General features: G+C 68.3%; 28 protein-coding genes and 1 tRNA gene. 10 read left to right on the forward strand and 19 right to left on the reverse strand.

Translation table 11 applies throughout. The features are described 5' to 3' along the window. Nucleotides 1-76 precede the first annotated feature (76 nt). The 5 genes from gmd to Q5H94_RS17455 all read left to right on the forward strand — a co-directional run bounded on the left by gmd (nucleotide 77) and on the right by Q5H94_RS17455 (nucleotide 5,031). Nucleotides 77-1,141: a GDP-mannose 4,6-dehydratase gene (gene gmd / locus Q5H94_RS17435; RefSeq protein WP_304562580.1), complete on the forward strand. Its 1,065-nt coding sequence runs from the start codon at nucleotides 77-79 to the stop codon at nucleotides 1,139-1,141. After that, entirely contained in the window at nucleotides 1,134-2,075 is a 942-nt protein-coding gene (fcl, locus tag Q5H94_RS17440) for a GDP-L-fucose synthase (protein ID WP_304562581.1), read from the forward strand. The genes gmd and fcl overlap by 8 nt, the downstream gene beginning before the upstream one ends. Before the next feature lie 103 nt (nucleotides 2,076-2,178). Next, complete coding sequence (locus Q5H94_RS17445; RefSeq protein WP_304562582.1) at nucleotides 2,179-3,480, forward strand: UDP-glucose dehydrogenase family protein; 1,302 nt, start codon at nucleotides 2,179-2,181, stop codon at nucleotides 3,478-3,480. A 66-nt stretch (nucleotides 3,481-3,546) separates the two neighbouring features. Further along, nucleotides 3,547-4,548, forward strand: a complete 1,002-nt coding sequence (locus tag Q5H94_RS17450; RefSeq protein ID WP_304562583.1) for a GDP-mannose 4,6-dehydratase — start codon at nucleotides 3,547-3,549, stop codon at nucleotides 4,546-4,548. 15 nt (nucleotides 4,549-4,563) lie between these two features. After that, entirely contained in the window at nucleotides 4,564-5,031 is a 468-nt protein-coding gene (locus tag Q5H94_RS17455; RefSeq protein ID WP_304562584.1) for a YaiI/YqxD family protein, read from the forward strand. Nucleotide 5,032: 1 nt separating this feature from the next. Here the strand turns inward: Q5H94_RS17455 and Q5H94_RS17460 are convergent, their stop codons facing one another. The 6 genes from Q5H94_RS17460 to Q5H94_RS17485 all read right to left on the reverse strand — a co-directional run bounded on the left by Q5H94_RS17460 (nucleotide 5,033) and on the right by Q5H94_RS17485 (nucleotide 14,794). After that, the gene (locus tag Q5H94_RS17460) at nucleotides 5,033-6,610 is read right to left on the reverse strand and encodes a DHA2 family efflux MFS transporter permease subunit (protein ID WP_431312189.1); all 1,578 of its coding nucleotides are present in this window, start codon (nucleotides 6,608-6,610) and stop codon (nucleotides 5,033-5,035) included. Then, a complete protein-coding gene (locus tag Q5H94_RS17465; protein ID WP_431312190.1) occupies nucleotides 6,607-7,878 on the reverse strand; it encodes an HlyD family secretion protein in 1,272 nt (423 codons plus the stop codon). Before Q5H94_RS17465 ends, Q5H94_RS17460 begins: the two co-directional genes overlap by 4 nt. Beyond that, the gene (locus tag Q5H94_RS17470) at nucleotides 7,875-9,302 is read right to left on the reverse strand and encodes an efflux transporter outer membrane subunit (protein ID WP_304562585.1); all 1,428 of its coding nucleotides are present in this window, start codon (nucleotides 9,300-9,302) and stop codon (nucleotides 7,875-7,877) included. The genes Q5H94_RS17465 and Q5H94_RS17470 overlap by 4 nt, the downstream gene beginning before the upstream one ends. Further along, the gene (locus Q5H94_RS17475; RefSeq protein WP_304562586.1) at nucleotides 9,299-9,739 is read right to left on the reverse strand and encodes a MarR family winged helix-turn-helix transcriptional regulator; all 441 of its coding nucleotides are present in this window, start codon (nucleotides 9,737-9,739) and stop codon (nucleotides 9,299-9,301) included. The genes Q5H94_RS17470 and Q5H94_RS17475 overlap by 4 nt, the downstream gene beginning before the upstream one ends. Nucleotides 9,740-9,980: 241 nt before the next feature. After that, entirely contained in the window at nucleotides 9,981-11,588 is a 1,608-nt protein-coding gene (locus Q5H94_RS17480) for an NAD(P)/FAD-dependent oxidoreductase (protein WP_304562587.1), read from the reverse strand. Nucleotides 11,589-11,656: 68 nt separating this feature from the next. Continuing rightward, nucleotides 11,657-14,794 (reverse strand): PAS domain S-box protein, encoded by a 3,138-nt coding sequence (locus tag Q5H94_RS17485; RefSeq protein ID WP_304562588.1) that lies wholly within the window; start codon nucleotides 14,792-14,794, stop codon nucleotides 11,657-11,659. A 207-nt stretch (nucleotides 14,795-15,001) separates the two neighbouring features. On the opposite strand from Q5H94_RS17485, the gene Q5H94_RS17490 reads away from it, so the two are divergent. The 5 genes from Q5H94_RS17490 (at nucleotide 15,002) to Q5H94_RS17510 (ending at nucleotide 19,490) form a co-directional block, all read left to right on the forward strand. Beyond that, nucleotides 15,002-15,658, forward strand: coding sequence for a PepSY-associated TM helix domain-containing protein (locus Q5H94_RS17490; protein WP_304562589.1), 657 nt, complete (start codon nucleotides 15,002-15,004; stop codon nucleotides 15,656-15,658). A 12-nt stretch (nucleotides 15,659-15,670) separates the two neighbouring features. Beyond that, nucleotides 15,671-16,144 carry a DUF2271 domain-containing protein gene (locus tag Q5H94_RS17495; RefSeq protein WP_304562590.1) on the forward strand — a complete coding sequence of 158 codons (474 nt, stop codon included), beginning with the start codon at nucleotides 15,671-15,673 and terminating at the stop codon, nucleotides 16,142-16,144. Next, a complete protein-coding gene (locus Q5H94_RS17500; RefSeq protein WP_304562592.1) occupies nucleotides 16,141-17,049 on the forward strand; it encodes a DUF4198 domain-containing protein in 909 nt (302 codons plus the stop codon). Before Q5H94_RS17495 ends, Q5H94_RS17500 begins: the two co-directional genes overlap by 4 nt. Before the next feature lie 77 nt (nucleotides 17,050-17,126). Continuing rightward, complete coding sequence (locus Q5H94_RS17505) at nucleotides 17,127-17,993, forward strand: FAD:protein FMN transferase (protein ID WP_304562593.1); 867 nt, start codon at nucleotides 17,127-17,129, stop codon at nucleotides 17,991-17,993. Nucleotides 17,994-18,044: 51 nt separating this feature from the next. After that, complete coding sequence (locus Q5H94_RS17510) at nucleotides 18,045-19,490, forward strand: ATP-binding protein (protein ID WP_304562594.1); 1,446 nt, start codon at nucleotides 18,045-18,047, stop codon at nucleotides 19,488-19,490. A gap of 33 nt (nucleotides 19,491-19,523) precedes the next feature. On the opposite strand, the gene Q5H94_RS17515 is transcribed toward Q5H94_RS17510, so the two are convergent. The 13 genes from Q5H94_RS17515 to hisH all read right to left on the reverse strand — a co-directional run bounded on the left by Q5H94_RS17515 (nucleotide 19,524) and on the right by hisH (nucleotide 26,777). Further along, nucleotides 19,524-19,599 (reverse strand) — tRNA-Phe (locus tag Q5H94_RS17515). 31 nt (nucleotides 19,600-19,630) lie between these two features. Continuing rightward, the gene (gene yacG / locus Q5H94_RS17520) at nucleotides 19,631-19,822 is read right to left on the reverse strand and encodes a DNA gyrase inhibitor YacG (protein ID WP_304562595.1); all 192 of its coding nucleotides are present in this window, start codon (nucleotides 19,820-19,822) and stop codon (nucleotides 19,631-19,633) included. Between the two features lies 1 nt (nucleotide 19,823). Further along, nucleotides 19,824-20,771 carry a ribonuclease gene (locus Q5H94_RS17525; RefSeq protein ID WP_304562596.1) on the reverse strand — a complete coding sequence of 316 codons (948 nt, stop codon included), beginning with the start codon at nucleotides 20,769-20,771 and terminating at the stop codon, nucleotides 19,824-19,826. After that, the gene (locus tag Q5H94_RS17530) at nucleotides 20,764-21,339 is read right to left on the reverse strand and encodes a Maf family protein (protein WP_304562597.1); all 576 of its coding nucleotides are present in this window, start codon (nucleotides 21,337-21,339) and stop codon (nucleotides 20,764-20,766) included. The genes Q5H94_RS17525 and Q5H94_RS17530 overlap by 8 nt, the downstream gene beginning before the upstream one ends. Before the next feature lie 61 nt (nucleotides 21,340-21,400). After that, a complete protein-coding gene (gene infA / locus Q5H94_RS17535; protein ID WP_010162480.1) occupies nucleotides 21,401-21,619 on the reverse strand; it encodes a translation initiation factor IF-1 in 219 nt (72 codons plus the stop codon). Between the two features lie 119 nt (nucleotides 21,620-21,738). Next, nucleotides 21,739-23,262 carry an amino acid permease gene (locus tag Q5H94_RS17540; RefSeq protein ID WP_304562599.1) on the reverse strand — a complete coding sequence of 508 codons (1,524 nt, stop codon included), beginning with the start codon at nucleotides 23,260-23,262 and terminating at the stop codon, nucleotides 21,739-21,741. A 62-nt stretch (nucleotides 23,263-23,324) separates the two neighbouring features. Next, entirely contained in the window at nucleotides 23,325-23,717 is a 393-nt protein-coding gene (locus tag Q5H94_RS17545) for a histidine triad nucleotide-binding protein (RefSeq protein ID WP_304562601.1), read from the reverse strand. Nucleotides 23,718-23,727: 10 nt separating this feature from the next. Continuing rightward, entirely contained in the window at nucleotides 23,728-24,048 is a 321-nt protein-coding gene (locus tag Q5H94_RS17550) for a phosphoribosyl-ATP diphosphatase (RefSeq protein WP_304562602.1), read from the reverse strand. A gap of 32 nt (nucleotides 24,049-24,080) precedes the next feature. Beyond that, nucleotides 24,081-24,260, reverse strand: a complete 180-nt coding sequence (locus Q5H94_RS17555; RefSeq protein WP_304562603.1) for a hypothetical protein — start codon at nucleotides 24,258-24,260, stop codon at nucleotides 24,081-24,083. A 154-nt stretch (nucleotides 24,261-24,414) separates the two neighbouring features. Beyond that, complete coding sequence (gene hisF / locus Q5H94_RS17560; protein ID WP_304562604.1) at nucleotides 24,415-25,185, reverse strand: imidazole glycerol phosphate synthase subunit HisF; 771 nt, start codon at nucleotides 25,183-25,185, stop codon at nucleotides 24,415-24,417. Next, a complete protein-coding gene (locus Q5H94_RS17565) occupies nucleotides 25,182-25,433 on the reverse strand; it encodes a hypothetical protein (protein ID WP_304562605.1) in 252 nt (83 codons plus the stop codon). Before Q5H94_RS17565 ends, hisF begins: the two co-directional genes overlap by 4 nt. Nucleotides 25,434-25,446: 13 nt before the next feature. Then, nucleotides 25,447-26,184, reverse strand: coding sequence for a 1-(5-phosphoribosyl)-5-[(5-phosphoribosylamino)methylideneamino]imidazole-4-carboxamide isomerase (hisA, locus tag Q5H94_RS17570; protein ID WP_304562606.1), 738 nt, complete (start codon nucleotides 26,182-26,184; stop codon nucleotides 25,447-25,449). Beyond that, nucleotides 26,172-26,777: an imidazole glycerol phosphate synthase subunit HisH gene (gene hisH, locus Q5H94_RS17575; protein WP_304562607.1), complete on the reverse strand. Its 606-nt coding sequence runs from the start codon at nucleotides 26,775-26,777 to the stop codon at nucleotides 26,172-26,174. The genes hisA and hisH overlap by 13 nt, the downstream gene beginning before the upstream one ends. Nucleotides 26,778-26,945: the final 168 nt, after the last annotated feature.

The raw sequence follows: 26,945 nt of genomic DNA on the forward strand, positions 1-26,945 counted from the left end.
ACCGGGAGATAGCGCTGGAAATCACCGCCCCCCGCCGTCAAAGGGAGGCTGGTATCAGAGGGGCTTGCGGGAAAACATGAGCGAAAAGGTCGCGCTGATCACGGGTGTCACCGGGCAGGACGGCGCCTATCTGGCGCAGTTGCTGCTCGACAAGGGCTATATCGTCCACGGCGTGAAGCGGCGCTCGTCCTCGTTCAACACCGGCCGGATCGAGAGCATCTACAGGGATCCGCACGATGCCGGCGCGCGCTTCCACCTGCACTATGGCGACCTGACCGATTCGACCAACCTGATCCGCATCATCCAGGAAACCCAGCCCGACGAGATCTACAATCTCGCCGCGCAGAGCCATGTGATGGTCAGCTTCGAGACGCCCGAATATACCGCCAATGCCGACGGCATCGGCACGCTGCGCCTGCTGGAGGCGATCCGCATCCTCGGCATGGAGAAAAAGACGCGCTTCTATCAGGCGTCGACCTCCGAGCTGTACGGGCTGGTGCAGGAGGTGCCGCAGCGCGAGACGACGCCCTTCTACCCGCGCTCGCCCTATGCCGTCGCCAAGCTCTACGCCTATTGGATCGTCGTGAACTACCGCGAGGCGTACGGGATGCATGCCTCGAACGGCATTCTGTTCAATCACGAGAGCCCGTTGCGCGGCGAGACCTTCGTCACGCGCAAGATCACGCGCGCGGCGGCGGCGATCAGGCTCGGGCGGCAGGAGAAGCTGTGGCTCGGCAATCTCGACGCCAAGCGCGACTGGGGCCATGCGCGCGAATATGTGCGCGGCATGTGGCTGATGCTGCAGCAGGACGAGCCCGACGACTACGTGCTGGCGACAGGGGCCACGACGCAGGTGCGCACCTTCGTCGAATGGGCGTTCGCCGATGTCGGCATCACCTTGCGCTGGGAAGGCGAGGGCAAGGACGAGCGCGGTTTCTGCACCGAGACGGGCAAATGCCTGGTCGAGGTCGACCCGCGCTATTTCCGCCCGACCGAGGTCGATCTGCTGATCGGCGACCCCACCAAAGCGAAGGAAAAGCTCGGCTGGGTGCATGAGACTTCGGCGCGCGAGCTTGCGCGTGAGATGGCGCTTCACGATCTGGAGGCGATGAAGAACGCGCCGATCGATCAGGATGCCTGAGGCCTTTTCCCTCGCCGGAAAGCGCGTGTTCGTGGCGGGGCATCGCGGCATGGTCGGCTCGGCGATCGTGCGGCGGCTGGCGCGTGAGGATTGCGACGTCATCACCGCACCGCGTTCCGAACTGAACCTGATGGACCAGCGCGGTGTGCGCGATTTCTTCTCGGCCGAAAGCCCCGACGCGGTGTTCCTCGCAGCGGCGAAGGTCGGCGGCATCCTCGCCAACGACAGCTTCCCGGCGGACTTTCTCTACGACAACCTCATGATCGAGGCGAACGTGATCGAGGCGGCGCACCGAGAGGGCGTCGCCAAGCTGCTGTTCCTCGGCTCCTCGTGCATCTACCCGAAGTTCGCGCCCCAGCCGATCACCGAGGACGCGCTGCTCACCGGCCCGCTGGAGCCGACCAACGAATGGTATGCGATTGCCAAGATCGCGGGGATCAAGCTCGCGCAAGCGTACCGCCGCCAGCACGGGCGCGACTTCATCTCGGCGATGCCGACCAATCTCTACGGCCCCGGCGACAATTTCGACCTGCAATCGAGCCATGTCCTGCCCGCGCTGATCCGCAAGGCGCATGAGGCGAAGCTGGCGGGGGCGCCGTCGATCGAAATCTGGGGTACGGGCACGCCGCGCCGCGAGTTCCTGCATGTCGATGATCTCGCCGATGCCTGCATTTTCCTGATGCAGCACTATTCGGGCGATGCGCACGTCAATGTCGGATCGGGCAGCGACGTGTCGATTCTGGAGCTGACGGGGATGGTCGCCGCCGCGGTCGGCTTTACAGGCGACATCGTCCGCGACGAGACCAAGCCCGACGGGACGCCGCGCAAGCTGATGAGCGCGGACGTGCTGCAAGGTCTGGGTTGGGAGCCGGCGATCCCCCTCGGCGAGGGAATCGCACGCACGTACGATTGGTATCTGGAAAACCGCGCCTGACGGTCACATTCGCCCTCGCCGGAGCATCGCCGCTTGTCTATCGACGCGCCGCTCTTTAGGGGCTCATCGGGCCGTTTGGTTGCACTGCACAAAGGAAGAATCGATGCGGGTTACGATGATCGGGTCGGGCTATGTCGGTCTCGTGTCGGGAGCGTGCTTCGCGGATTTCGGGCATGACGTGATCTGCGTCGATATCGACCAGCGCAAGATCGACGCGCTCAACGCCAACAAGATGCCGATCTACGAGCCCGGCCTCGCCGAGCTGGTCGACCGCAACGTGAAGGCGTCGCGCCTGTCGTTCACCACCGATCTTGCGGCGGGCGTGGCGGATGCGGACGCCGTGTTCATCGCGGTCGGCACGCCTTCGCGGCGCGGCGACGGCCATGCCGATCTCAGCTACGTCCACGCCGCCGCCAAGCAGATCGGCGAGTCGATGAAGGGCTATACCGTCGTCGTCACCAAATCGACCGTGCCCGTCGGCACCGGCGACGAGGTCGAGCGCATCATCCGCGAGGTCAACCCGGACGGCGAGTTCGGCGTCGTCTCCAACCCCGAATTCCTGCGCGAAGGCGCCGCGATCGAGGATTTCAAGCGGCCCGACCGCATCGTCGTCGGCTCCGACGACCCGCGCGCGACCGACGTGATGGAGCGCATCTACCGCCCGCTGTCGCTCAACAAGGCGCCGGTGATGGTTACGTCGCGCCGCACCGCCGAGCTGATCAAATACGCCGGCAACGCCTTCCTCGCGACCAAGATCACCTTCATCAACGAGATCGCGGACCTGTGCGAGAAGGTCGGTGCGAACGTGCAGGACGTCGCGCGCGGCATCGGCCTCGACAATCGCATCGGCTCCAAGTTCCTGCACGCGGGTCCGGGCTATGGCGGCTCGTGCTTCCCCAAGGACACGCTGGCGTTGCTCAAGACCAGCCACGATTACGACGCGGTGCAGCGCATCGTCGAGACGGTGGTGGCGGTCAACGACAGCCGCAAGCGCGCGATGGGTCGCAAGATCATCACCGCGCTGGGTGGTGAGGCGCGCGGCAAGACGGTCGCGGTGCTCGGCCTCACCTTCAAGCCCAACACCGACGACATGCGCGATTCGCCCGCGATCGCCGTCATCCAGACGCTGCAGGATGCCGGTGCGACGGTGAAGGCGTACGACCCAGAGGGCATGGAGGCGGCCAAGGCCGTGCTCGACAATGTGGAATATTGCAAAGGCCCGTACGAGGCGGTCGCGGGCACCGATGCTCTGGCGATCGTGACCGAATGGGATGCGTTCCGCGCGCTCGATCTCGACCGCGTCAAGGGGCTGATGAACGCGCCGGTGCTGGTCGATCTGCGCAACATCTACAAGCCCGACGAGGCCAAGGCGGCGGGCTTCGACTATACCAGCATCGGCCGCTGAGGGGCCTCGTGCTTGTCACCCTTCCCGCCGCCGGGTAGCACGATCGGCGGGGTTAAGGGGAGCTGCATGACCATAATCGTCACGGGCGTTGCCGGGTTCATCGGCAGCCATGTCGCAAGGGCGCTGCTGAGGCGCGGTGACACGGTGATCGGCATCGACAATCTCGATCCCTATTACCCCGTCCAGCTCAAGCGCGACCGGATCGCCGATATCCGCGCCGGCACCGGGGGGGAACGCTTCACCTTCCACGAATGCGATTTCGCCGATCAGGCCGCACTCGACGCGGCGTTGGCGGGGGTGGAGATCGACCGGATCGTGCATCTCGGCGCGCAGGCGGGGGTGCGCTACTCGCTGGAAAACCCCGGTGCCTATGTGCGCTCGAACTTGGCGGGACACGTCAACATCCTCGAGCTGGCGCGCGCGCGCGGCGTCGCGCATCTCGTCTACGCCTCCTCCTCCTCGGTCTACGGCGCGACCAAGTCGCTGCCGTTCCGCGTCGAAGACCGGGTCGATTGGCCGATCTCGCTCTATGCCGCGACCAAGCGCGCCGACGAGTTGATGAGCGAGACTTACGCGCACCTCTTCCGCATCCCGCAGACGGGGCTGCGCTTCTTCACGGTCTACGGGCCGTGGGGGCGGCCCGACATGGCGGCGTGGATGTTCACCGATGCGGTCCTGCGCGGGCAGCCGATCAAGGTGTTCAACGGTGGCCAGATGCAGCGCGACTTCACCTATATCGACGATATCGTCGCGGGCGTGATCGCGGCGACCGACAATCCGCCGCCAGACGATGGCGCGGAGAAAGCGGGCGGCAGCCACTCGCCGCACCGGCTCTACAATATCGGCAACAACCGCGCCGAGGCGCTGGAAACGCTGATCGAGACGATCGAGCGCGCGTGCGGCCGCGAGGCGGTGCGCGATTACCAGCCGATGCAGCCCGGCGACGTGCCGGCGACCTATGCCGACATCACCGCGATCCAGAACGATCTCGGCTTCACGCCGTCGATCTCGATCGCCGAGGGGATACCGCGTTGGGTGGATTGGTATCGCGGCTATACCGGGCTCTGACGGGCGCTGGCGTTGGTGAGCGAGCCGCTCCACATCCTCGTCGATGCCGATGCATGCCCGGTGAAGGATGAGATCTACCGCGTGGCGATGCGGCGCGAGGTGCGCGTCACCATCGTCAGCAACAGCCCGATCCGCATCCCCCAGCACCCGCTGATCGCGCGCACCGTCGTCGGCGATGCCTTCGACGCGGCCGACGACTGGATCGCCGAGCGCGCGGGCCCGCGCACCATCGTCATCACCGGCGATATCCTGCTCGCCGATCGCTGCATCAAGGCGGGGGCGGTGGTGATCGGATCGAACGGCAAGCCCTTCACCGCCGCCTCGATCGGCAACGCGGTGGCGGTGCGCGCGATCATGGCGGATTTGCGCGCCGGCGCCGCCAGCGACCGTATCGGCGGGCCGCCGCCTTTCTCCAAGACCGATCGCTCGCGCTTCCTGTCGGCGCTGGACGAGGCGCTCGTGCGGCTGGCGCGCCAGGCCTGAGCTATTCCGCCATCGGCCCGTGGTCGGCCGGTGCCGGCTTGCGGGTCAGCCAGACGACGCCGAGCAGCACGATCGCGATCCAGCCGCACAGCCAGAACAGTTCGAGCGAGGACAGTAGATACGCCTGGCCGGTGATCTGCCGCAGGATCGCGCCCGTCGCCTGCAACGGGCTCGCGCCGAGCTGCTGGAGCTGATCGACCGCACCGCGATAGACCGGCGAATAATCCGTCCCCACCTCGGTCAGCCGCGCCTGGTGGAGCGCCGCGCGCCGGTCCCAATAGGTGGTGATGAGCGACGCGGCGAACGATCCCGCCGTGATGCGCGCGAAGTTGGAGATGCCCGATGCGCTCGGCAGCTTCTGCGGCGATACGCCGTCGAGCAGGATGGTGATCAACGGCACGAAGAAGGTCGCCATCGCCACGCCCTGCAGCAGCAGCGGGAACATCAGCACGAAGAAGCTGGCGTCGGGCGTGTACCAGCTGCGCATGAAGAACGATCCGGCGTAAGACAGGAACGCCACGCTCGCGAGGATGCGCGCGTCGATCTTGAAGCGGCCGATGATGGGCGTGATGATGACCGCGACGAGCCCGCTCGGCGCTGCCACCAGCCCTGCCCAGGTCGCGGTGTATCCCATCTGCGTCTGCAGCCAGAGCGGCAGCAGCAGGTTGTTGGCGAACAGCAACGCATAGCCGAGGCACAGCGCGAGCGTGCCGAGCGCGAAATTGCGGCTCTTGAACAGCGACAGATCGACCGCCGGATGCTTCTCGGTCAGTTCCCAGATCACCCAGGCGATGAACCCGACCACGGCGCAGACCGTCAGCACGATGATGGTCGAATTGTTGAACCAGTCGCGATCCTTGCCGAGATCGAGCATCGTCTGCAGGCTGAACACCCAGAAGGCGAGCAGGATCAGGCCGAACGTATCGATCGGCAGCTTCATCGTCGGCGTCTCGCGGCTCGCCATGTAGCGCCACGAGATCACGCCGCAGGCGATGCCGACGGGCACGTTGATCAGGAAGATCCACGACCAGTGGTAGTTGTCGGAGATATAGCCGCCGAGCAGCGGCCCGAGCACCGGCGCTGCCAGCGTGGTCATCGACCAGATGCTGAGCGCGGTGCCGCGCTTGTGCGGCGGGAAGATCGCGATGAGCAGCGCCTGGCTGCCCGGAATCATCGGCCCCGACACGCCGCCTTGCAGGATGCGGAAGAAGATCAGCGAGTTGAGATCCCATGCGATGCCGCACAGGAACGACGCGACCGAGAAGGCAAAGACCGAGAATACGAAGGTCTTCACCACGCCGAAGCGCATCATCAGCCAGCCGGTCAGCGGCACGGTGACGCCGTTGGCCACCGCGAAGCTGGTGATTACCCAGGTGCCCTGATCGGCGCTGACGCCGAGGCTGCCCGCGATCGTCGGCAGCGAGACGTTGGCGATGGTGCCGTCGAGCACCTGCATGAAGGTGCCGAGCGCGAGCGCGATGGCGACGATCCCCAGATTGACGCCTTGAAGCGGCGCCGGTGCCGTTCGGGGGGGAGGGGAGGCACCGGCGCCGCTGGCGGCGGGAGCTGCTGAGCTCACCGACCGCGTCCGAGATTCTGGTTGATGATCTGGCGAATGCGTCCTTCGATCTGCACTCCGCCGTCAAGGCTCTGCTGAACGCCGCCGGCGGGCGGCGTGGCGGTCGCGACGAGCGGCTTGGACGTGTCGCTGGTATCGACCTCGACGGTCGCCGACAGGCCGACGCGCAGCGGGTGATCGCGCAACTCCTTCGGATCGAGCGCGATGCGCACCGGCACGCGCTGGACGATCTTGATCCAGTTGCCCGAGGCGTTCTGCGCCGGCAGCAGCGAGAACGCGCTGCCCGAACCCGCACCGAGGCCGAGGACATGGCCGTGGAAGGTGATCTTGCCGCCATAGACGTCGGCCACGATCTTCGCGGGCTGGCCGACGCGCAGATCCTTGAGCTGCGTCTCGCGGAAGTTCGCGTCGACCCACAGGCTGTCGAGCGGGACGACCGCCATCAGCGGCGTGCCGGCGGCGACCTTCTGGCCGAGCTGGACGGTGCGCTGCGCGACGACGCCGTCCATCGGCGCGACGATGCGCATGTGGCTGGAGTTGATGGCGGCCTGGCGGACCTGTGCGATCGCGGCAAGGACGCGCGGGTTGGAATAGACGTCCGTACCCTCGACCGCGCTCGCCTTCTCGGCGCGCTTCGCCTCCGCAAGGTTCAGGGCGGCGCGCGCAGTGACGACGGCGTCGCTGGCATGGCTCACTTCCTCGCCCGAGACCGCGCCGTCCTTGGCGGCACCCTGGCGACGCGAGAGATCGTTCTGCGCCTTGGCGAGATCGGCGCGGGCCTGCGCAATTTCCGCGCCGGCTTCGTCGACGGACGCGGTGCTGGAGCGCACCTCGCGCACCGCCTGGCCGAGTGCTGCCTCAGCGGCGGCGAGCTGGACGTCGGTGGTGGCGGGATCGAGATCGATCAGCGCCGCGCCGCGCTTCACTGCCTGGGTATTGTCGGCATGGATGGCAAGCACGGTGCCGCCGTCGCGCGCCGTCACCGCGACGACGTTGCCGCCGACATAGGCGTCGTCGGTTTCCTCGCTCGGCGGGGCGAACCACTGCATCAGGCCGTAGATGATGAGCCCGAGCAGCACGACACCACCGAGGATCATGAAGCCGATGCGGCGTGCGCGCGGCTTTGCGGCGGGGGCGGCGGGCGGCGGCGGGGCGGCGATGACCGGATCGGCAGACGGCGTGCCGGTCGCGCCGATGGGCGCGGCTTCCTCGGCAACGTTTTCGCGAATGGCTGCATCGCGGTCGATGCGGGTGCTGTTGTCGGTCATAGTCCCGATCCCTTTTGAGTCGATGCCACGGCGGTGCGGGCGTCGAACCCGCCCCCCAATGCCGCGATGAGTTTGATGCGATTGGTGAGCGCCGATGCCTGTACGTCGGCGAGCTGCTGTTCGGCCTCGAGCAGGCGGAAGCCGGAATCGATCGCGTCGAGCTTCGAGCCGAGGCCGGTCGAGGTGCGGACCTGATCGAGCCGTACCGTTTCGCGCAGGCCGTGGACGACGCGCTGCTGGGCGGCGAGGTCGGCATCGACCGAGCGCACGCTGGTGATGGCGTCGGCGGATGCCTTTACCGCCTCGATCACGCTGCCGTTATAATCGGCGACGGCGGAGTCGAGATCGGCGGTCGCGCCGCGATACTGCGCCTTCAACCGCCCGCCCTCGAAGATCGGCAGATGGATGGCAGCGCCGGCGGCGGGCTGGACCGAGCCCGCCGTGAAGAACGAGCCGAGCCCGAGCGAGGCGAGGCTCGCCAGCGCGGTGATATTCACGTTGGGCATGAAATCGGCCTTCGCGACCGCGCGGCCGGAGACCGCCGCATCGATCCGCGCCTGGCCTGCGAGCAGATCGGGACGGCGGCCGAGCAGGTCTGCCGGAAGCTCGGCTGGCACGGCGGGCAAGGCATCGAGCGACAAGGTCGGCGTCGCGATCTGCGGATAGAAATCGGCACCGCGCCCGACCAGCGCCGCGAGCGCGTGGATCATCAGGTCGCGCTGGCGTTCCGCGCGCACCTTCGCCTGCTGCGCCTCGGCCAACAGCGTCTCGGCGGTGCGCGCGTCGTAGTTGCTGGCAAGCTGATGCTTGATGCGCGAGCGGACATACCCCAGCGCCTGCTGGCGGGTGGAGACGAAATTGTCGGCGATGGCGATCTGGCGGTTGGCCTGCACCAGCCCGGCATAGGTCTGCGCGATCGCGGTGGAGATCGTCAGCCGCGCGGCGTCGGCATCATATTGCGCGGCAAGCGCGGAGGCGCGCGCCTGCGCAACGCGCGCGCGCTGGCGGCCGAACAGGTCGAGATCCCACGACAGGTTCGCCGCCAGCGACGGCACCGAATAGGTCGCACCGCCATAGGGGGGCGGGATGATATAATTTTCGCTGAAGCGCTCGACCTGAAGCCCGGCGTCCGCCGTCACCTGCGGCAACTGGCCGGCATGCTGGACGGCGATCTGCGCCTGCGCGGCCCGCAAACGCGCGAGCGCCCCTTCGAGGTTGGGGTTGCCGGCCAGACCCATGTCGATCAGCGTGCCGAGCTGCGGATCGCCGAAATCGTCCCACCAGCGCGCCGACACCGACGGCGTCGCAATGGACAGGCCAAGGGCCGTGGGTCGTACCTGCGCGACCTGCGGCCCCTCCTTGGGCACGGCTCCGCAGCCCGCGAGCAGGGCGGCGATCACGATGGCGAAAGGCTTGCGCGTCATTCCGCAGCGTCCTTCAAATGACGGGTTTCCTTGCCGAGCTGGGCTTCGGCGGCGTTGTAGAGGCGCGTGAGCAAGGCGATGAACTGATCGACCTCGGCGCGGCTGAAATCGGTGATCAGGTCGTTCCAGGTGCCGACCACGATCGGCGCGACCGCATCGATCGTCGCCTGGCCGGCGTCGGTGAGCCGCAAGCCGACGACGCGGCGGTCCGTTCCGCTGCGTGTCCGCGCGATCCAGCCGCTCTCCTCCATCGTGTCGATCATGCGCGTGGTGGCGCCGGTGGTGATGTTGAGCTCGTGCGAAAGATCGCCCGCCGTCGCGACGACGCCGTCGCGAATCACCTTCAGCGCGATCCACTGGTTGAAGCTGATATCGACGTCGGCACGCTCCAGCCGCCCCTCGATCAGGGCGCGCGCATCCTTGTCGATACGCCGCATCAGGCGCGCTGGCGCCCGATTCGCCACGCAATCTTCAACGGTCAGGTGCGCCAATTGCTGTCTCCGCATTATCTGCACAGGCAGATAGTTCAACGGCAGATAGGTGCAAGGGAGTTGTGCAAATATTTTTGCTGGTTTGTTGCTGGACGCATCCGTCGCCCCGGCGGAGGCCGGGGCCGTTGCGTTTGTGGCACCGCCTTCGCCAAACAATCTAGCGACCCCGGCCTGCGCCGGGGTGACGCTAAAGCGTCAAACTCAACGCCACCGCTTCCGCCACCTTGATTCCGTCGACCGCCGCCGAGAGGATGCCGCCGGCATAGCCCGCGCCTTCGCCCGCCGGGAACAACCCGGCCGTGTTGAGGCTCTGGAAATCCTTCCCCCGCGTGAAGCGCACCGGCGAGGAGGTGCGCGTCTCCACGCCCGTCATCACCACGTCGGGATGATCGTAGCCGGGGATCTGCCGCCCGAACGCCGGAATCGCCTCGCGCATCGCCTCGACCGCGAAATCGGGCAGGCACTGCGCGAGATCGGTCGGCGTCACGCCGGGGCGATAGGAGGGCACGACGCTGCCGAGCGAGGTCGACGCCCGCCCCGCCATGAAATCCCCCAGCAACTGCCCCGGCGCACGGTAATTCGATCCGCCCGCGACGAACGCCGCCGATTCCCAGTGCCGCTGGAAGGCGATGCCCGCCAGCGGATCGCCGGGATAGTCGCGCGCCGGGTCGATCGCGACGACGAAGCCCGAGTTCGCGTTGCGCTCGTTGCGCGAATATTGGCTCATGCCGTTGGTGGCGACGCGGCCTTCTTCCGATGTCGCGGCGACGACGGTGCCGCCCGGGCACATGCAGAAGCTGTAGACCGTCCGCCCGTTCGAACAGTGATGCGAAATATGATATTCGGCCGCGCCGAGGATATCGTTCCCCGCCTCCGCGCCGAAGCGCGCCGTGTCGATCCACGATTGCGGATGCTCGATGCGCACGCCGATCGAGAAGGGCTTGGGCTCGACGAACACGCCCGCCGCATGCAGCATCTCGAACGTGTCGCGCGCGCTGTGGCCGACCGCGAGGACGACGTGCGTCGCCTCCAGATAGCCGCCGCCGTGCAGGTGTAGGCCGCGAACGCTGCGGTCGGGCGCGATGTCGATCCCGTCGACGCGGGTGGAGAAACGATATTCGCCGCCCAGGCTCTCGACCGTGGCGCGGATGCTCTCCACCATCGTGACGAGGCGGAAAGTGCCGATGTGCGGATGCGCCTCGGTCAGGATTTCGGGCGGCGCACCCGCCTTGACGAATTCGGTCAGCACCTTGCGGTCGAGATGGCGCGGATCCTTGATGCGGCTGTAGAGCTTGCCGTCCGAAAACGTCCCGGCACCGCCTTCGCCGAACTGCACGTTGCTCTCGGGGTCGAGCACCGATTTGCGCCACAGTCCCCAGGTGTCCTTGGTCCGCTCGCGCACCACCTTGCCGCGATCGAGGATGATCGGCCGGAACCCCATCTGCGCGAGGATCAGACCGGCGAACAGCCCGCACGGGCCGGTGCCGACCACGACCGGGCGCAGCGACGTGCCGCCTTCCGGGGCGTGCGCGACGAAACGGTATTCGGTGTCGGGCGTCGGCCGCAGGCGGTGGTCGTCCGCGAGCCGCACCAGCACGCCCGCCTCGTCGGCGAGCTCGACGTCGATCGCATAGACCAGCTTGATATTGCGCTTGTTGCGCGCATCGTTGCCGCGCCGTGCGATCTCGAAACGCACCAGCTCGCCCGGCGCGATCCCCAGCCGCTCGCAGATCGCGGCAGGCAAATCCTCGGCCTCATGGTGAAGCGGAAGCGTCAGTTCGGTGAGGCGGAGCATCCGCGCCTCTTAACGGGCCGTGCGGTTTCGCGCACGTGAATCCTCCCCCTTGCGGGGAAGGATGAAGATCAGCGGCTCTCGATGATCTCGCGAATGCGCGTCGCCAGCGCTTCCATCGCGAAGGGCTTGGTGATCATCGCCATGCCCGGCTCCAGAAAGCCCGAGGCGAGCGCCGCATTCTCGGCATAGCCGGTCATGAACAGCACCTTCAGCGCCGGGCGTACCGCGCGCGCGCCGTCCGCAACCTGCCGCCCGTTGAGGCCCGGCAATCCGATGTCGGTGATGAGCAGGTCGATGCGACGGCTCGACTGCAAAATCTCCAGCCCCTTCGGCCCGTCCTCCGCCTCGATCGCGCGGTAGCCCAGCTCGCCCAGCACCTCGACGATCAACCCGCGTACGACCGGCTCGTCCTCCACCACCAGCACGACCTCGCCGTCCGCCGCCGGCACCTCGGACAGCGAGGGCAATATGTCCTCCGGATCCTCGGCACCGCGATAGCGCGGCAGGTAGAGCTTGATCGTCGATCCCTCGCCGAGCTCGCTGTAGATGCGCGCATAGCCTTCGGACTGGCGCGTGAAGCCGTAGATCATCGACAGGCCGAGCCCGGTTCCCTGGCCGATCGGCTTGGTGGTGTAGAACGGCTCGAACGCGCGGGCGATGGTCTCCTTCGACATGCCGGTGCCGGTGTCGGTCACGCAGATGCAGATATATTGCCCCGGCCGCACGTCGCGGTCGCGCGCGGCGTAGAGCGAATCGAGATGGGCGTTGCACGTCTCGATCACCAGCCGCCCGCCCTCCGGCATCGCATCGCGCGCGTTGATGACGAGGTTGAGCAGCGCGCTCTCCAACTGGTTCGGGTCGCATCGTGTCAGCCACAGCCCGCCCGCCAGCACCAGTTCGAGCTCCACCCGCTCACCGAGCGAACGGCGCAGCATATCCTCCATCGAGGAGATCAGCGGGTTGGCGCGTACCGGCCGCGGATCGAGCGGCTGGCGGCGCGAGAAGGCGAGCAGGCGGTGCGTCAGCGCGGCGGCGCGGCTGGCGGACGTCTTGGCGCCGGTCAGCCAGCGGCCGAGATCGCCCGGCCGGCCCTGGTCGAGCCGCGTCTGGATCATGTCGAGGCTGCCGGTGATTCCCTGCAGCAGATTGTTGAAATCGTGCGCGATGCCGCCGGTGAGCTGGCCGACCGCCTCCATCTTCTGGCTCTGGCGCAAAGCCTCTTCGGTGGCGCGCTGCGCGGTGATGTCGCGGCCGACGCCGTGGATGTGCCCGCCGGCCGGCACAGCCGTCCAGTCGAGCAGCCGATAGTCGCCGCTCTTCGTGCGATAGCGATTCTCGAACGACAGGGTGGTCGCCCCGGCGGCGATGCGGGCGACTTCGGCGGCCGTATCCGCAAGATCGTCGGGGTGAATGAAATCGGTGAGCAGCGTGCCGATCATCTCTTCCGGCTGAAAGCCGAGCACGCGTTCGGCCGACGGATTGATTGCGGTGATGCGGCCTTCGGGATCGCATACCAGCAGCAGATCCTGGCTGATCGTCCACAGCCGCTCGCGGTCCTGCGTGGAGGCTTCCTCGGCGCGCTTCTGCGCATCGATATCGGTGTTGGTGCCGACCCAGGAGACGATCGCGCCCGCCGAATCGCGCAGCGCAACGGCGCGCGTCAGGTGCCAGCGATACTGCCCCCCGGCATCGCGCAACCGGAATTCGGTTTCATAGCCGTCGCCGGTCGCGACCGATCTCGCCCACAGCGCCGCCGCCGCATCGAGATCGTCGGGATGAACGATCGCCGTCCAGCCTGCCCCGTCCAGCGAACCCTTTTCGGTGCCGGAGAAAGTGTAGACCTGATCGTTGAACCAATCGAGCCAGCCATCGGCACGCGCCGTCCACACCTGATTGGGCATGAATTGCGCCAGCGCGCTGAAGCCCGCCTCGCTCTTTTCCAGCGCACGCTGGACGCGGCGGCGCTCGGTAACGTCCTGCACCGCGCCGACCAGCCGCACGACGCGGCCCGTCTCGTCGCGTTCATATTCGCCCTTGCGTGCGACGATGCGTTCCTCGCCCGTATCGGCGCGGCGGATGCGATATTCGACGTCGAGCATCGCCGATCCGCTCGCGCGCCGCGCGGCGTTGGAGATGATGTGCGCGTCCTCGGCGATGGTCAGATTTTCCACGACGCTCGCGGGCATGCGCTCGGAATTCACCAGGCCGAAGATCCGGCAGAATTCCGGCGTCACGATCAATTCGTCGCGCGCGGTCTCGATCGAGAACAGGCCGACGCCGCCGGCCTCCTGCGCGCGGCGGGCAACGGCTTCGGCGGCCTCGACCTCTTCGCGGGCGCGGTGCTCCGACGTGGTGTCGCGCAGTACCTTGACGAAGCCGACCGTCTCGCCCGCCTCGCTGCGCAGCGGCGCCATCTCGCCATGCGCCCAGAAGCGTTCGCCGCTGCGCCGCAGCCGCCAGCCGTCGTCGGTTACGCGGCCCGTTGCCGCCGCCTCCGCGCGCTCGCGTCCGGGGCGGTCGATCGCCTGGTCCTCGGGCGTGAAGAACCGGTCGAGCCGCTCGCCCAGCATCTCCTCGGGCCGCCAGCCGAGCATGTTGGTCGCACCGGCGTTCCAGCTCACGACATTGCCGGCGATGTCGGTGGCGATGATCGCGTAATCGACCGCACTGTCGAGGATCTGGCGATTGCGCGCCTCGTTCTCGGCGATGGCGTTGCGGGTGTTATAGGCGTCGGTGATCTCGACGACGATCGCGATCACGCCCGCGGGCTTGCCGTCGTCGCCCGGCACCGGCGAGTAATCGAGATTGAGCCAGACCAGTTCGGGCTCGCCGTGGCGGTGCAACGTCAGCGGAAAGTCGCGGTAGCTCAGCGTGCCGCCGGCGAGCCCGACGCGCACGATATTGTCGTTGAAGTCGGCGACCTCGTCCCAGCCTTCGCGGACATGGCTGCCCAGCAGGCGGCTGTCGCGCCCGCCGGCGAAATCCGCATAGGCATCGTTATAGATCATGATGCCGGCCTCGCCCCACAGCAGGACGAGCGGCACCGGATTGCGCAACATCAGCCCGACGGTATGGCGCAGGCTCGGGCCCCAGCTTTCGATCGGGCCGAGCGGCGTAGCGGCCCAGTCGAACCCGGCGATCCGCACCCCCATCTCACCACCACCGGCGAGAAAGGCCTGGTCCGTGCCGGTATCGCTCGCTGTCATTGGCCCCCGCTTGTCACCCGAAACACGCCGTCCGCGGGGCTTTTCTCCCTCACGACCGGCATAGCCGTAATCAACGTCGGACCGGCGGTACAGGTTCCTTGAAAGTCGATCGAAGCGGGAGCCCTGCCGCTTCGCAGGAATGCAAGTTTATGCGAACCATTTGCAATAGCATTGTGATCGGCGCGCGACCGCGCTAGTCGGTGGCGTGTGAACGCTGATTCTGCTCCCCTCATCGCCGCCCCGCCGAAAAAACGCCGCCTCTCGCGCGGATGGTGGCTGCGTCAGCTCCACACCTGGCACTGGATCAGCGCCGCCGTCTCGCTGATCGGGATGCTGATGTTCGCGATCACCGGCGTGACGCTCAACCATGCCGACATCATTCCGGCGACGCCCGCAGTGACGGCGAAGTCTGGCATGCTCGCGCCGTCGCTGCTGCGGCTGCTGAAGCCCGCGCCGAAAGCGAGCGACGCGCCGGTGCCCGCGCAGGTGGCGGATGCGGTGTCGGCAGCGGTCGGGCTCAACCCCGCCGGCCGTCCCGCCGAGTGGAGCGACGCCGAAGTCTATGTCGCCATGCCGCGCCCCGGCGGCGATGCGTGGGTCAGCGTCGACCGCGCGAGCGGCGCGATCAAATCCGAGGTGACGTCGCAGGGGCTGCTGTCGCTGCTCAACGATCTCCACAAGGGCCGTAACACCGGGATCGTGTGGCGGCTGTTCATCGATCTGTTCGCGGCCGCCGCGATTCTGTTCACCGCGACCGGGCTGCTGCTCCTCCAGTTCCACGCGAAGCACCGCAAGAAAACCTGGCCGCTGGTCGGGCTCGGGTTCGCCGTGCCGCTCGTCATCGCACTCATCTTCATTCACTAGGGAAGGGAAAACATGCGCCCCGCACATCTCGCTCTCGCCGCAGGCTTCGTGGCGTTGCCCGCGAACGCCATCGCCGGCACCGTCACGGTCGTGCTGCCGCGCGTGCCGATCGCCGAATACAAGAAGCCCTATGTTGCGGCGTGGATCGAGCCTGCGGGTGGTGGCGGCGCGCGCAGCCTGTTCGCCTGGTACAAGACCAGCGGTGCCGAGGGCACGAAATGGCTCGCCGACCTGCGCTCGTGGTGGCGCAAGAGCGGGCGGACGATGAAGCTCCCCGCCGACGGCGTGTCGGGCGCGACGCGCGGCCCCGGCAGCTACACCATCCCGCTGCCCGCCGATCTCAAGCCGGGCAAATACGTCCTCAACGTCGAGGCGGCGCGCGAGCATGGCGGGCGCGAGTTGGTGAGCGTGCCGATCTCCGTGCCCGCGGCGGGCGGCAAGGCGGCGGGCAAGACCGAACTCGGCACCGTGACGGTGACGAAGTGAGCGCGCGCGGCATCCTTCGGCTGGCGCCGCTCGCCGCTCTGCTTTGGGCGTCCGCCGCCTACGCCGATCATCCCTTCGTGCTGCCGTCGAACACCGCCTATTCGGGCGACAACCCGATCGCGACCTTCGACGCGGCGGGGGCGGACCATGTGTTCTTCTTCGATCACCGCCCGCTGCAACTGAGCTCGATCGCGATCACCGCGCCCGACGGCACGCCCGCCCAGCCGTTCAACACGCTGCAGAGCCGCTATCGCTCGTCGTTCGACCTCAAGCTCGACCAGCAGGGCACGTGGAAGATCGCGAGCGTGCAGGCGATGATCACCGGCAGCTTCAAGCAGAACGGCGAGGAGCGCCGCGTCGGCGGGCGTCCGGGCGGCGGCGGTCCGGGCGGGCCGGGCGGTCCGGGTGCTGGGCGTCCGGCGGGCGGACCCGGCCCCGCGCCCGGCGGCGAACCGCGCCGCCAGCCGCCGGTCGCGTTCGAGGATATCCCCGCCGACGCCACCGACGTTCGGCTGACCGAAGTGATCGGCCGCGCCGAGACCTTCGTCAGTGCGGGCGCACCGACGACCGGCGCGCTCAAGCCGACGGGCAAGGGCATCGAACTCGACCCGGTCACGCATCCCAATGAAGTCGTGGCGGGCGAAACCGCGAAGTTCCGCTTCCTGATCGACGGCAAGCCTGCCCCCGGCCTCGACGTGACGGTGATCCCCGGCGGCGACCGCTACCGCGACGATGCGGGCGAGGTCACGCTCAAGACCGGCGCGGACGGCGTGGTCGCGATCAAATGGCCCGCCGCCGGCATGTACTGGGTCGGCACCGAGGCCGAGGACAAGGCTCCGTCCGAAAAGCGCGCCGAGGCCCGCCGCATGAGCTATTCGGCGACGCTCGAGGTGGTGACGCCCTGAACGAGATACGGATCGCGCTGCCTGCGGACGTATCGCAGACGGCGTTCGCACGGTGCGATCCTTCGCGTGGCGTGGGCGTGCTGCGCGGCGCGGCGATTGGTACGTCGTGGCAGGTACGTTTTGCCGGCAGCGCTCCCGCCGGGCTGCGCGATGCGATCGAGCGGCGCTTTGCGGCCATCGTCGCGGAGATGAGCCAGTGGGAGCCGTCGTCCGTCCTCTCGCGCTTCAACCGCGCTTCGGCAGGGGCCTGGGTTACGCTTCCGCCCGACTTCGCCACCGTCATCGCCGCTGCACTCGACGTGGCCGCGCGCAGCGACGGCGCGTTCGACCCGACGCATGGCCGTGCTGCTGCCTTGCTGGGCTTCGGAGCGGAAGCCGTCACCGCACCGCCGTCCGAAGCCGCGCTGGGGGAGGCGCGCGCTGCGGCAGGCTGGCAGCGCCTCGAATGGGACTCCGGTGCCCGCCGCCTGCGCCAGCCGGGCGGGCTGTGGCTCGATCTATCGGGCATCGCCAAGGGCTTCGCGGTCGATGCCATCGCCGATCTGCTGCGCGACCACGGCCTGCCCGATGCGCTGGTCGAGGTGGGCGGCGAACTGGCGGGGAGGGGGCTGCGGCCCGACCGCCAGCCGTGGTGGGTCGATCTCGAAAGCCCGCCGGGGGTCGACCTCGCGCCGCTGCGGGTCGGGCTGCACGATCTCGCCGTCGCGACCTCGGGCGATTACGTGCGCGGCGCGCATACGATCGACCCGGCGACCGGCCGGCCGCTCGCGCGCGGCACGGTCTCGGTCAGTGTCATCCACGCGAGCGCGATGCTCGCCGACGCCTGGGCGACCGCACTCACCGTTGCCGGCCCCCCGCTGGCCGAGCGCGAATCCCTCGCCGCGCGCTTCGTCGGCGCGAACGAAACGCTCAGTCCACAGCTTTCGGCGATGATCGCGGACTGACGCCCGCTTCGCGCTTGCCTCCGTACCCTGCGATCCGCCAAGGCTTCGGCCATGACGTTTCGGGTCGATATGGGGACCGACACTGCGGGCGCCCCCGTATATGTCGATCTGGAGGAATTGCTGGCGACGCGGCTGCTCGTCCAGGGCAATTCGGGCTCGGGCAAATCGCACCTGCTGCGCCGGATGCTGGAAAAGAGCGCGGGGCAGGTCCAGCAGATCATCATCGATCCCGAGGGTGATTTCGTCACGCTTTCCGGCCCCTACGGCCATGTCGCGATCGAGGCGGTCGATTACACCGCCGCCGAGATCGCGCGTTTCGCCGGGCGTGCCCGCGAGCACCGCACCTCGGTCGTGCTGAGCCTGGAGGGGCTCGAGATGGAGGGGCAGATGCGCTGCGCCGCCGCTTTTCTGATGGCGCTGTTCGATGCCCCGCGCGAGTTCTGGTATCCGGCGCTGGTGGTGGTGGACGAGGCGCAGATCTTCGCCCCCGCCGCGGGGGCCGAGGTGAGCGAGGAGGTGCGGCGCGCGTCGCTCTCGGCGATGGCGAACCTCATGTCGCGCGGGCGCAAGCGGGGCCTCGCCGGCATCATCGCCACGCAGCGCCTCGCCAAGCTCTCCAAGAACGTCGCGGCCGAGGCGAGCAACTTCCTGATGGGCCGCACCTTCCTCGATATCGACATGGCGCGCGCGGCCGATCTGCTCGGCATGGAGCGGCGGCAGGCGGAAACGATCCGCGACCTGCAGCGCGGCACCTTCCTCGGCCTCGGTCCCGCCATCGCGCGGCGGCCGATCACGGTGCGGATCGGCGCGGTCGAGACGTCCGCGCGCAGCAGCAGCCCGGTGCTGGTGCCGCTGCCGAGCGCCCCGGCGGGCGGCATGCGCGACCTCCTGCTCGCCGAGCCGCCCGAGCCGCTGCTGCCGCTCGGCCCGCCGGAGCGCAAGGTGCTGCCGGTCGCGCAGATGCTCGGCGATATCGCTCAGCCTTTGGTACAGGAACCAGACGCGCTGGAGGCAGAGCCGATCGACCTCGAGGCGCTGGCGGTCGAAGTACTGCGCGCGATCGTCGCGGACCCCGATGCGGTCGGCCGCCCCGCCGCCGTGCTGTACCAGGATTTCCAGGTGCGCTGCCGGATGGCCGGCGCGCGCCGCCCGCCGCTCGACCCCGCAGCGTTCGCGCGCAGGCTGGCGGCGGCGCGGGCGGGAATCTTCGAGGGGCTCGACGCGGAATGGGCGCCCGCGCTGGAGGCGGCGGCGGGCGTGCCCGACGACATGCTCGGCGCGTTCCTGCTGATCGCCCGCGCCGCCCGCGAAGGTGCGCCGTGCCCCGCCGACGCCGAGATCGCGCGCATCTACGGCACCAGCTCGCTCGGCCGCGCGCGTCGCGTCGTCAGCTACATGGAGGAGCGCGACATCATCGTCGCGCGCACGGATCTGTCGGGCAAGCGCTCGTTCACGATTCCCCGGCTCGGCTGGACGACGCAGCCGGTGCAGGACTGAGCGTTCGGCGACGCCCGGATATTTTCAAGGAAGTGGTGCCCGGGGACGGAGTCGAACCGCCGACACTGCGATTTTCAGTCGCATGCTCTACCAACTGAGCTACCCGGGCATGATCCGTTTCGGATCGGAGAGGCGCGTCCTTAATCGGCGTTTCCGGCGCTGTCCACCCCGCTGCGCGTCTCTTCTTCATCGTTGCTGGGTCCGGCCGGGATCGCATAGCCCTCGCCGAGCCATTTCAGCAGGTCGCGGTCGCGGCAACCCTGGCTGCAGAAGGGGGTGTGAGCGGGGGTCTGGGGTTTGCCGCAGAGCGGGCAGGGCTTGGCGCGCGCCATGTCAGTTACTCTCGAAACGAATGTCCGCGCCGGTAGCCCGCGCGGCGGCATCGCGCCAGTGCGGATGCGCCGCCAGCACCTTCGCCATCGCAGGCGACACGCGGTGGAGCGGGGGCACCGGCGGCGGGGTGCGCTCGATCTGGCGCAACAGCGTGCGCGCGGCCGCCCCGGCCGGATCGGCGCGGAGCAACTCGGGCAAAGCGATTCGCGATCGCTTGCGCACGATCTGCAGGAAGCCGAAACCGTTGACGGCGGTGCGCTCGAACGGTTGCGGCAGGCCGGCGTCGATCGCGGCGGCGATCGCCTGGCGCGGGCCCTTGCCGGCGACGGTCGGGAAATCGACGCCGATCGACCCGCCGATATCGTGCCGCACGATCGCAGCGGCGACGGCGCGCGCGGCGGCCACAGCCAGCGCTTCCAGCGGCCCGGATCCGTCGACGTCGAACAACGTCATCGCTGGGGTCGGGATCATCCGCAGCATGCCGCCGGGGAAGGCGATGTCGCCGGTCATCGCCTCGTCCAGCACCTCCGACCAGCCCGCCGCTTCCAGTGCATCCGGTTGATGCGGCAGGCACGTGCGCACCGGCACGCCGCTCGCGGTGATCCGCTCCAGCAGCGTGGACCCCGGCGCGGGCGGAGCATCGGACGGAGCCGCGCGCGGCAGCTTGACGCGACCGGGCTCGGGAATGGCCTCGCGGACGATCTCGATCGTCAGCGCCGCGCCCTGCGTGATGCCGGGCGGCAGCGGCGACAGCATCGCCTCTCCGCCCGCGAAGGTCACGCGGCCCTCACGCCCTTTCACGGTGATCTCCACGAGCCGGGCGGGCAATACCGCGCCGACGCGCGGTGCGTCGCTTTCCAGCTCGATGCGCGCCTCCACGATGACGCCGTCCTCGACCAGCGCCGCGCGCGCCTCGCCGATCCCGGCCTCGTAGAGCCATTCAGCCAAGCGGATAGCCGGCGCTCAGCAACAGCGCGCGCGTTTCGAACAGCGGGAGCCCGATCACGCCCGAATGGCTGCCGCTGAGGAAGCGCACGAACGCCTCGGCGCGGCCCTGAATGGCATAGCCGCCCGCCTTGCCGAGCCCTTCGCCGCACGCGATGTACGCGTCGATCTCGGACGCCGAGAGCGGCTTGAACGCGACGATCGTGTCGACCATCCGGGTGCGCGCCTTGCCGTCCGTGCCGATCACGCAGACGGCCGAGATGCAGCGATGCCGCCGCCCGCTCAGCAGGCCCAGCAAGGTGCGCTGGACGTCCTCTGTCTCGGCCGGCGGCAGGATGCGGCGGCCGACCGCGATCGTGGTGTCGCCCGCGATCACGATCTCGCCTTCGGCGCGCGCCACCGCGCCGGCCTTCTCCTCGGCCAGACGCAACGCATAGGCGCGCGGCAGCTCGCGCGGGTGCGGCGATTCGTCAATGGCGGGGGCCTCGATCCGTGCGGGCGTCACGCCGATCCGCGCGAGCAGATCGCGGCGCCGCGGCGAGGAGGAGGCCAGGACAAGTGCCGGGATCATTCAGCCGTCGCCATTCGTGGCTCCGGATCCCCGCCTGCGCGGGGACGACACCCCGCGGGTGTCACTTGAAGCGGTAGGTGATGCGGCCCTTGGTCAGGTCATAGGGCGTCAGCTCGACGAGCACTTCGTCGCCGACGAGCACGCGGATGCGGTTCTTGCGCATCTTGCCGGCGGTGTGGCCGAGGATTTCGTGATCGTTTTCGAGTTTTACGCGGAACATGGCGTTGGGGAGAAGCTCCACCACCTGGCCGCGCATTTCGAGCAGTTCTTCTTTAGCCAAACAAACCTCTGGATTTTTCGCGGTATCGCGAGTGAAGCGCGCCCATAGCCGCAAACGCCTCAAAAGAAAAGCGCAGGCGGCACCGGGCCGCCCACGCTTCTCCAACTCCAGTATCAGCGTCAGTCGATCGGCGGCACCGGCAGCGGCGGGATGCCCGCGTCGCCGCCATGTTCTTCGCTCAGCCCGCGACCGACGTGGCTGCGCGAACGGCTATAGGCGTAATAGACGACCAGACCGATCGCCGCCCAGCCGAAGAACAGCGACTTGGTGACGATGTCGAGGCTGTAGAACAGGTAGATGCAGCCGATGATCGACAGCGCCGCGATGCCGTGTACGAGCGGCGTCCGGAACGGGCGCGCGCGGTTGGGATCGGTATGGCGCAGCACCACCACCGCGATCGACACGGCGGCGAAGGCGAACAACGTGCCCGAATTCGACACGTCGGCCAGCAGACCGACCGGGAAGAACGCCGCGAACAGCGTCACGAACACGCCGGTCAGCAGCGTGATGACGTGCGGCGTGTGCCAGCGCGGATGCACGCGCGAGAAGAATTCCGGCAGCAGCCCGTCGCGGCTCATCACGAAGAAGATGCGCGTCTGGCCGAACATCATCATCAGGATGACAGACGGCAGCGCGATGATCGCGGCGGCACCGACCAGCCAGCCGATGAAGGGATAGCCGACCGACTTCAGCGTCCAGGCCAGCGCCTCCTTCGAACAGACGACGGCGTTCTCGTGGATCGCCGCGCACGCCTGCGAAAGCTCGGGCGTGCCGGGGGAGAGCGCCGCGCCGCCAGGGCCGAACACCGGCTGTGCTCCCACCGTGCCGATCACGCCCGCCGCGACCAGCATGTAGAACACGGTGCAGATCGCGAGGCTGCCGATCAGGCCGATCGGCATGTTGCGCTGCGGGTTCTTGGTTTCCTCCGCCGCAGTGGAAACGGCGTCGAAGCCGACGTATGCGAAGAAGATCGAGGCGGCGGCACCCGAAATGCCCGCGAAGCCGAGCGGCGCGAAGGGGGTGAACTGGCCCGTCTTGATGACCGGGATCGTCAGGATCACGAACAGCGACAGCGCGAGGATCTTGATCGCCACCAGGACGGCGTTGACGGTCGCGCTTTCCTTGGTGCCCTTGACGAGCAGCGCCGTCACGATCGCGGCGATCAGCATCGCCGGCAGGTTGATGAACCCGCCGTCGAACGGCCCGCGCACCAGCGCGAGCGGTATCTGTATCTGGAAACTGGTGTTGAGCCAGCCGATGAAATAGCCCGACCAGCCGACCGAGACGGCGCCCGCCGCGATGGCATATTCGAGGATCAGCGCCCAGCCGACCATCCACGCCACCAGCTCGCCCATCACGGCGTAGCTATAGGTGTAGGCGGAGCCCGAAACCGGCACCATCGCCGACATCTCGGCATAGCAGAGGGCGGCGACGGCGCAGACGAAACCGGCGATGATGAACGACAGCATCATGCCCGGCCCGGCCTTTTGCGCGGCCTGTGCCGTCAGCACGAAGATGCCGGTGCCGATCACGGCACCGACGCCGAGCATGGTCAATTGGAACGCGCCGAGCGAGCGGTGCAGTGATTTCTTTTCGGCCGTCGCCAGAATGGCATCCAACGACTTTACGCGCCCAAAAATCATCAACGTCCCCCGAATACTGAATTTCGGGAGCCTAACCGCAAATCGAAAGCGCGCAATCCCCCTTAGGGGCGCGGGGAAATCGTCGCGAGCATCGGGCCGAGCTGCCGCCCGGCGAAGAGATGGACGTGGAGATGCGGCACCTCCTGATGCGCATCCACGCCGGTGTTGGCGAGCAGGCGGTATCCGGGCGCGACCAGGCCATTGTCGCGCGCCACCTTGCCCACCGCGCGCACGAAGCCGGCGATCTCGGCATCGCTCGCCCGCGCGCTGAAATCGTCCCAGCTCACGTACGGTCCGCGCGGGATCACAAGGATGTGCGTCGGTGCCTGCGGATTGATGTCGTGGAAGGCGACGGCGAAATCGTCCTCGTACACGCGCTTCGACGGAATCTCCTCGCGCAGGATCTTCGCGAAGATGTTCTGGTCGTCATAGGGGAGGGTGGCGTCGACGGGCATCTACAACTCCTCAGTTCGAACGGGAGGCCTTTTCATCGATCCCCGACACGCCTTCGCGGCGGCGCAGTTCGGCGCGGACGTCGTCGAGGCTGAGCCCCGCGTCGGCGAGCAGGACGAGCAGGTGAAAGACAAGATCGGCCGCCTCGCTGGCGAGCGCCTGCGGGCTTTCGGAAACGGCGGCGATGACGGTTTCGGTCGCTTCCTCGCCGAGCTTCTGCGCGATCTTCGCGCGGCCCTTGCCGAACAGCTTGGCGACATAGGAGGATGCGGGATCCGCACCTTTTCGCGCGCGGATGGTCGCTTCGAGCGTATCGAGGAAATCGTCGGCCATGTCGGGAGCGCTGCCCCGGCGGGCCGCGAAGGTCAATCCTTGCGGGCGCGCGCCTTCGCCTTTTGCGCGAACCGCGCACGTAGCGCCCGCCGTGCGATCCACACGCCGATCACCGCCATCACGAACAGCGCGATGTCGGACGCTTCGGGCCCGGTGCGCACCTTCGGCACGCCGGTATGCACGGCTTCGGAAAGGGCGAGGAGGACGGGCATGGGCGTGGTTTAGCGCGAACCGCTTAACTTTCCGTCGCCCCAATATACGTCGTCACCCCGGCCTTGAGGCGGGGCCCATGCATCCCGGAACGCACCGAACCTCTGGCCTTGCGCGCGCTGCACGATGGGCCCCGGCTCAAGGCCGGGGTGACGATCATTGTGTAATCGGTCGCCGCACCGGAATCCCCGCCGCCGCCAGCGCTGCGTGAGCCTCCGCGATGCTCGCCTCGCCGAAATGGAAGATCGACGCAGCCAGCACCGCGCTCGCATGGCCCTCGACGACGCCGGCGACCAGATCGGCCAGCCCGCCGACCCCGCCCGACGCCACCACCGGCACGCTCACCAGATCGGCGATGGTGCGCGTCAGCTCCAGGTCGAAGCCGCTCTTGGTGCCGTCGCGATCCATCGATGTGACGAGCAGTTCGCCCGCGCCCAGCTCCGCCAGTCGCCGCGCATGCTCCACCGCGTCGATGCCCGTCCCGCGCCGTCCGCCGTGCGTGAACACCTCCCAATGGCCGTCCACGCGCCGCGCATCGACCGAGGCCACGACGCACTGGCTGCCGAAACGGTCCGCCAAGTCCGCCACCAGCTCGGGCCGCTCGACCGCCGCCGAATTGACCGCGACCTTGTCCGCCCCCGCCAGCAGCAGCGCGCGCGCATCCTCGGGCGTGCGCACGCCGCCGCCGACGGTCACCGGCATGAAGCACACGTCCGCCGTGCGCCGCACCACGTCGAGGATCGTGCCGCGCGCCTCGTGGCTGGCGGTGATGTCGAGGAAGCACAACTCGTCCGCGCCCGCCGCGTCATAGGCGCGCCCCTGCTCCACCGGGTCGCCGGCGTCGCGCAGATCGACGAAATTGACGCCCTTCACCACGCGCCCGTTCGCCACGTCGAGGCAGGGGATGACGCGCGCGCGGACGGTCACAGCAGTTCGAATCCGATCGGCAGCAGCACGAAGCCGGCGATCGCGGCAAGCGCGCACGCCACCCAGTTGAGGATGCTCAGCACCCAGAAGAATTCCAGGCTGTCGCGGCGGCTCGCGCGGACGCGATTCATCATGTGCAACTGATCGAGCCCGAGCGGCGCCATCGTCCCGCCGCGAAACTGGTGCCACGTCAGCACCGCCCCGCCGATGGACCCGAACAGCAGCACCAATGCCAAGACCAGTATCATGCGATCCACTCCCCTATGCTGCCTTCGCCACCGCCAGCGCGGTCGCCAGATCGAGCCGCCCGTCATACAGTGCCCGGCCGGTTATGACGCCTTCCACGCCGTCCCGGTTGTGCAGCGCAAGGACGTGGATCTCGCCGATCCCCGCCACGCCGCCGCTCGCGATCACAGGAATGTCGACGGTCCGCGCGAGATCGACCGTCGCCTCGACGTTGCAGCCCTTCAGCAGCCCGTCACGCCCCACGTCGGTGAACAGCAGCGCCGCCACCCCCGCATCCTCGAAGCGCCGCGCCATGTCGGTGACGGTGACGGTCGAGACATCGGCCCAGCCCTTGGTCGCGACGAAGCCGTCGCGCGCATCGACCGCGACGACGATGCCGCCGGGGAAATCCTTCGCCGCTTCGCGCACCAGCTCGGGGTTCTCCAGCGCGGCGGTGCCGATCACCACGCGCGACACGCCGAGATCGAACCACCGCTCGATGCTCTCACGGTTGCGGATGCCGCCCCCGAGCTGCACGTGCCCCGGAAATTGCGACACGATCGCCTTCACCGCCGCGCCGTTGACCGACGCGCCCGCGAACGCCCCGTCGAGATCGACGACGTGCAGATGCTCCGCACCGGCCCCCGCGAACAGCATCGCCTGCGCGGCGGGATCGTCGCCGTAGACGGTCGCGCGGTCCATATCGCCCTCGGCCAGGCGAACGACCTGGCCGCCCTTAAGGTCGATGGCGGGAAAGACGATCAGGGAGCCCAAGCGAGAAACCTCCGCAGGAAATCGAGCCCGTAGCGCTGGCTCTTTTCGGGGTGGAACTGCACGCCGATCATGTTGCCGCGTCCGATCGCGGCGACGACGGGGCCGGCATGGTCGCTGGTCGCGATCACGTCGTCGCCCTCGAAGGCGTAGCTGTGCAGGAAATACGCCTCGCCCGGTTCGATCAGCGCGGCGTGCGCGGCGGGGGCGACATCGTTCCATCCCATGTGCGGCACCTTTGCGGCCGGATCGGCGGGGATCATCAACCGCACCTTGCCCGCAATCCAGCCGAGCCCGTCGTGGACGCCATGCTCCTCGCCGGTATCCGCCATCAGCTGCATGCCGACGCAGATGCCGAGGAAGGGCGCACCCTCGTCGCGCACGCGCACGTTCAGCGCATCGACCATGCCCGGCACCGCGCGGAGAGCGCTCGCGCACGCCCCGAACGCGCCGACGCCGGGCAGCACGATGCGGTCGGCCTTCGCCACCACATCGGCATCGGCGGTGATCGCCACGTCCGTCGCCCCCGCCGCCTTCAGCGCATTGGCGACCGAATGAAGATTGCCCGCGCCGTAATCGATCAGGGCGAGCGTCATTTAAGCCCCTCCCCTTCAGGGGAGGGGTTGGGGGTGGGGGAGTTCTCGCAGAGGCCGACGCTTGCGGCGCGGGGGGGGCGGCCCGCGCCCCCCCCCGCGGGGGGGGGGGGGGGGGGGGGGGTCGCGCCGGCGGGGGGGTGTTGGGGGGCTGTGCGCCGGGGCGTCCCG

This window comes from Sphingomonas immobilis, from assembly GCF_030580995.1.
Taxonomy (GTDB): domain Bacteria; phylum Pseudomonadota; class Alphaproteobacteria; order Sphingomonadales; family Sphingomonadaceae; genus Sphingomonas; species Sphingomonas immobilis.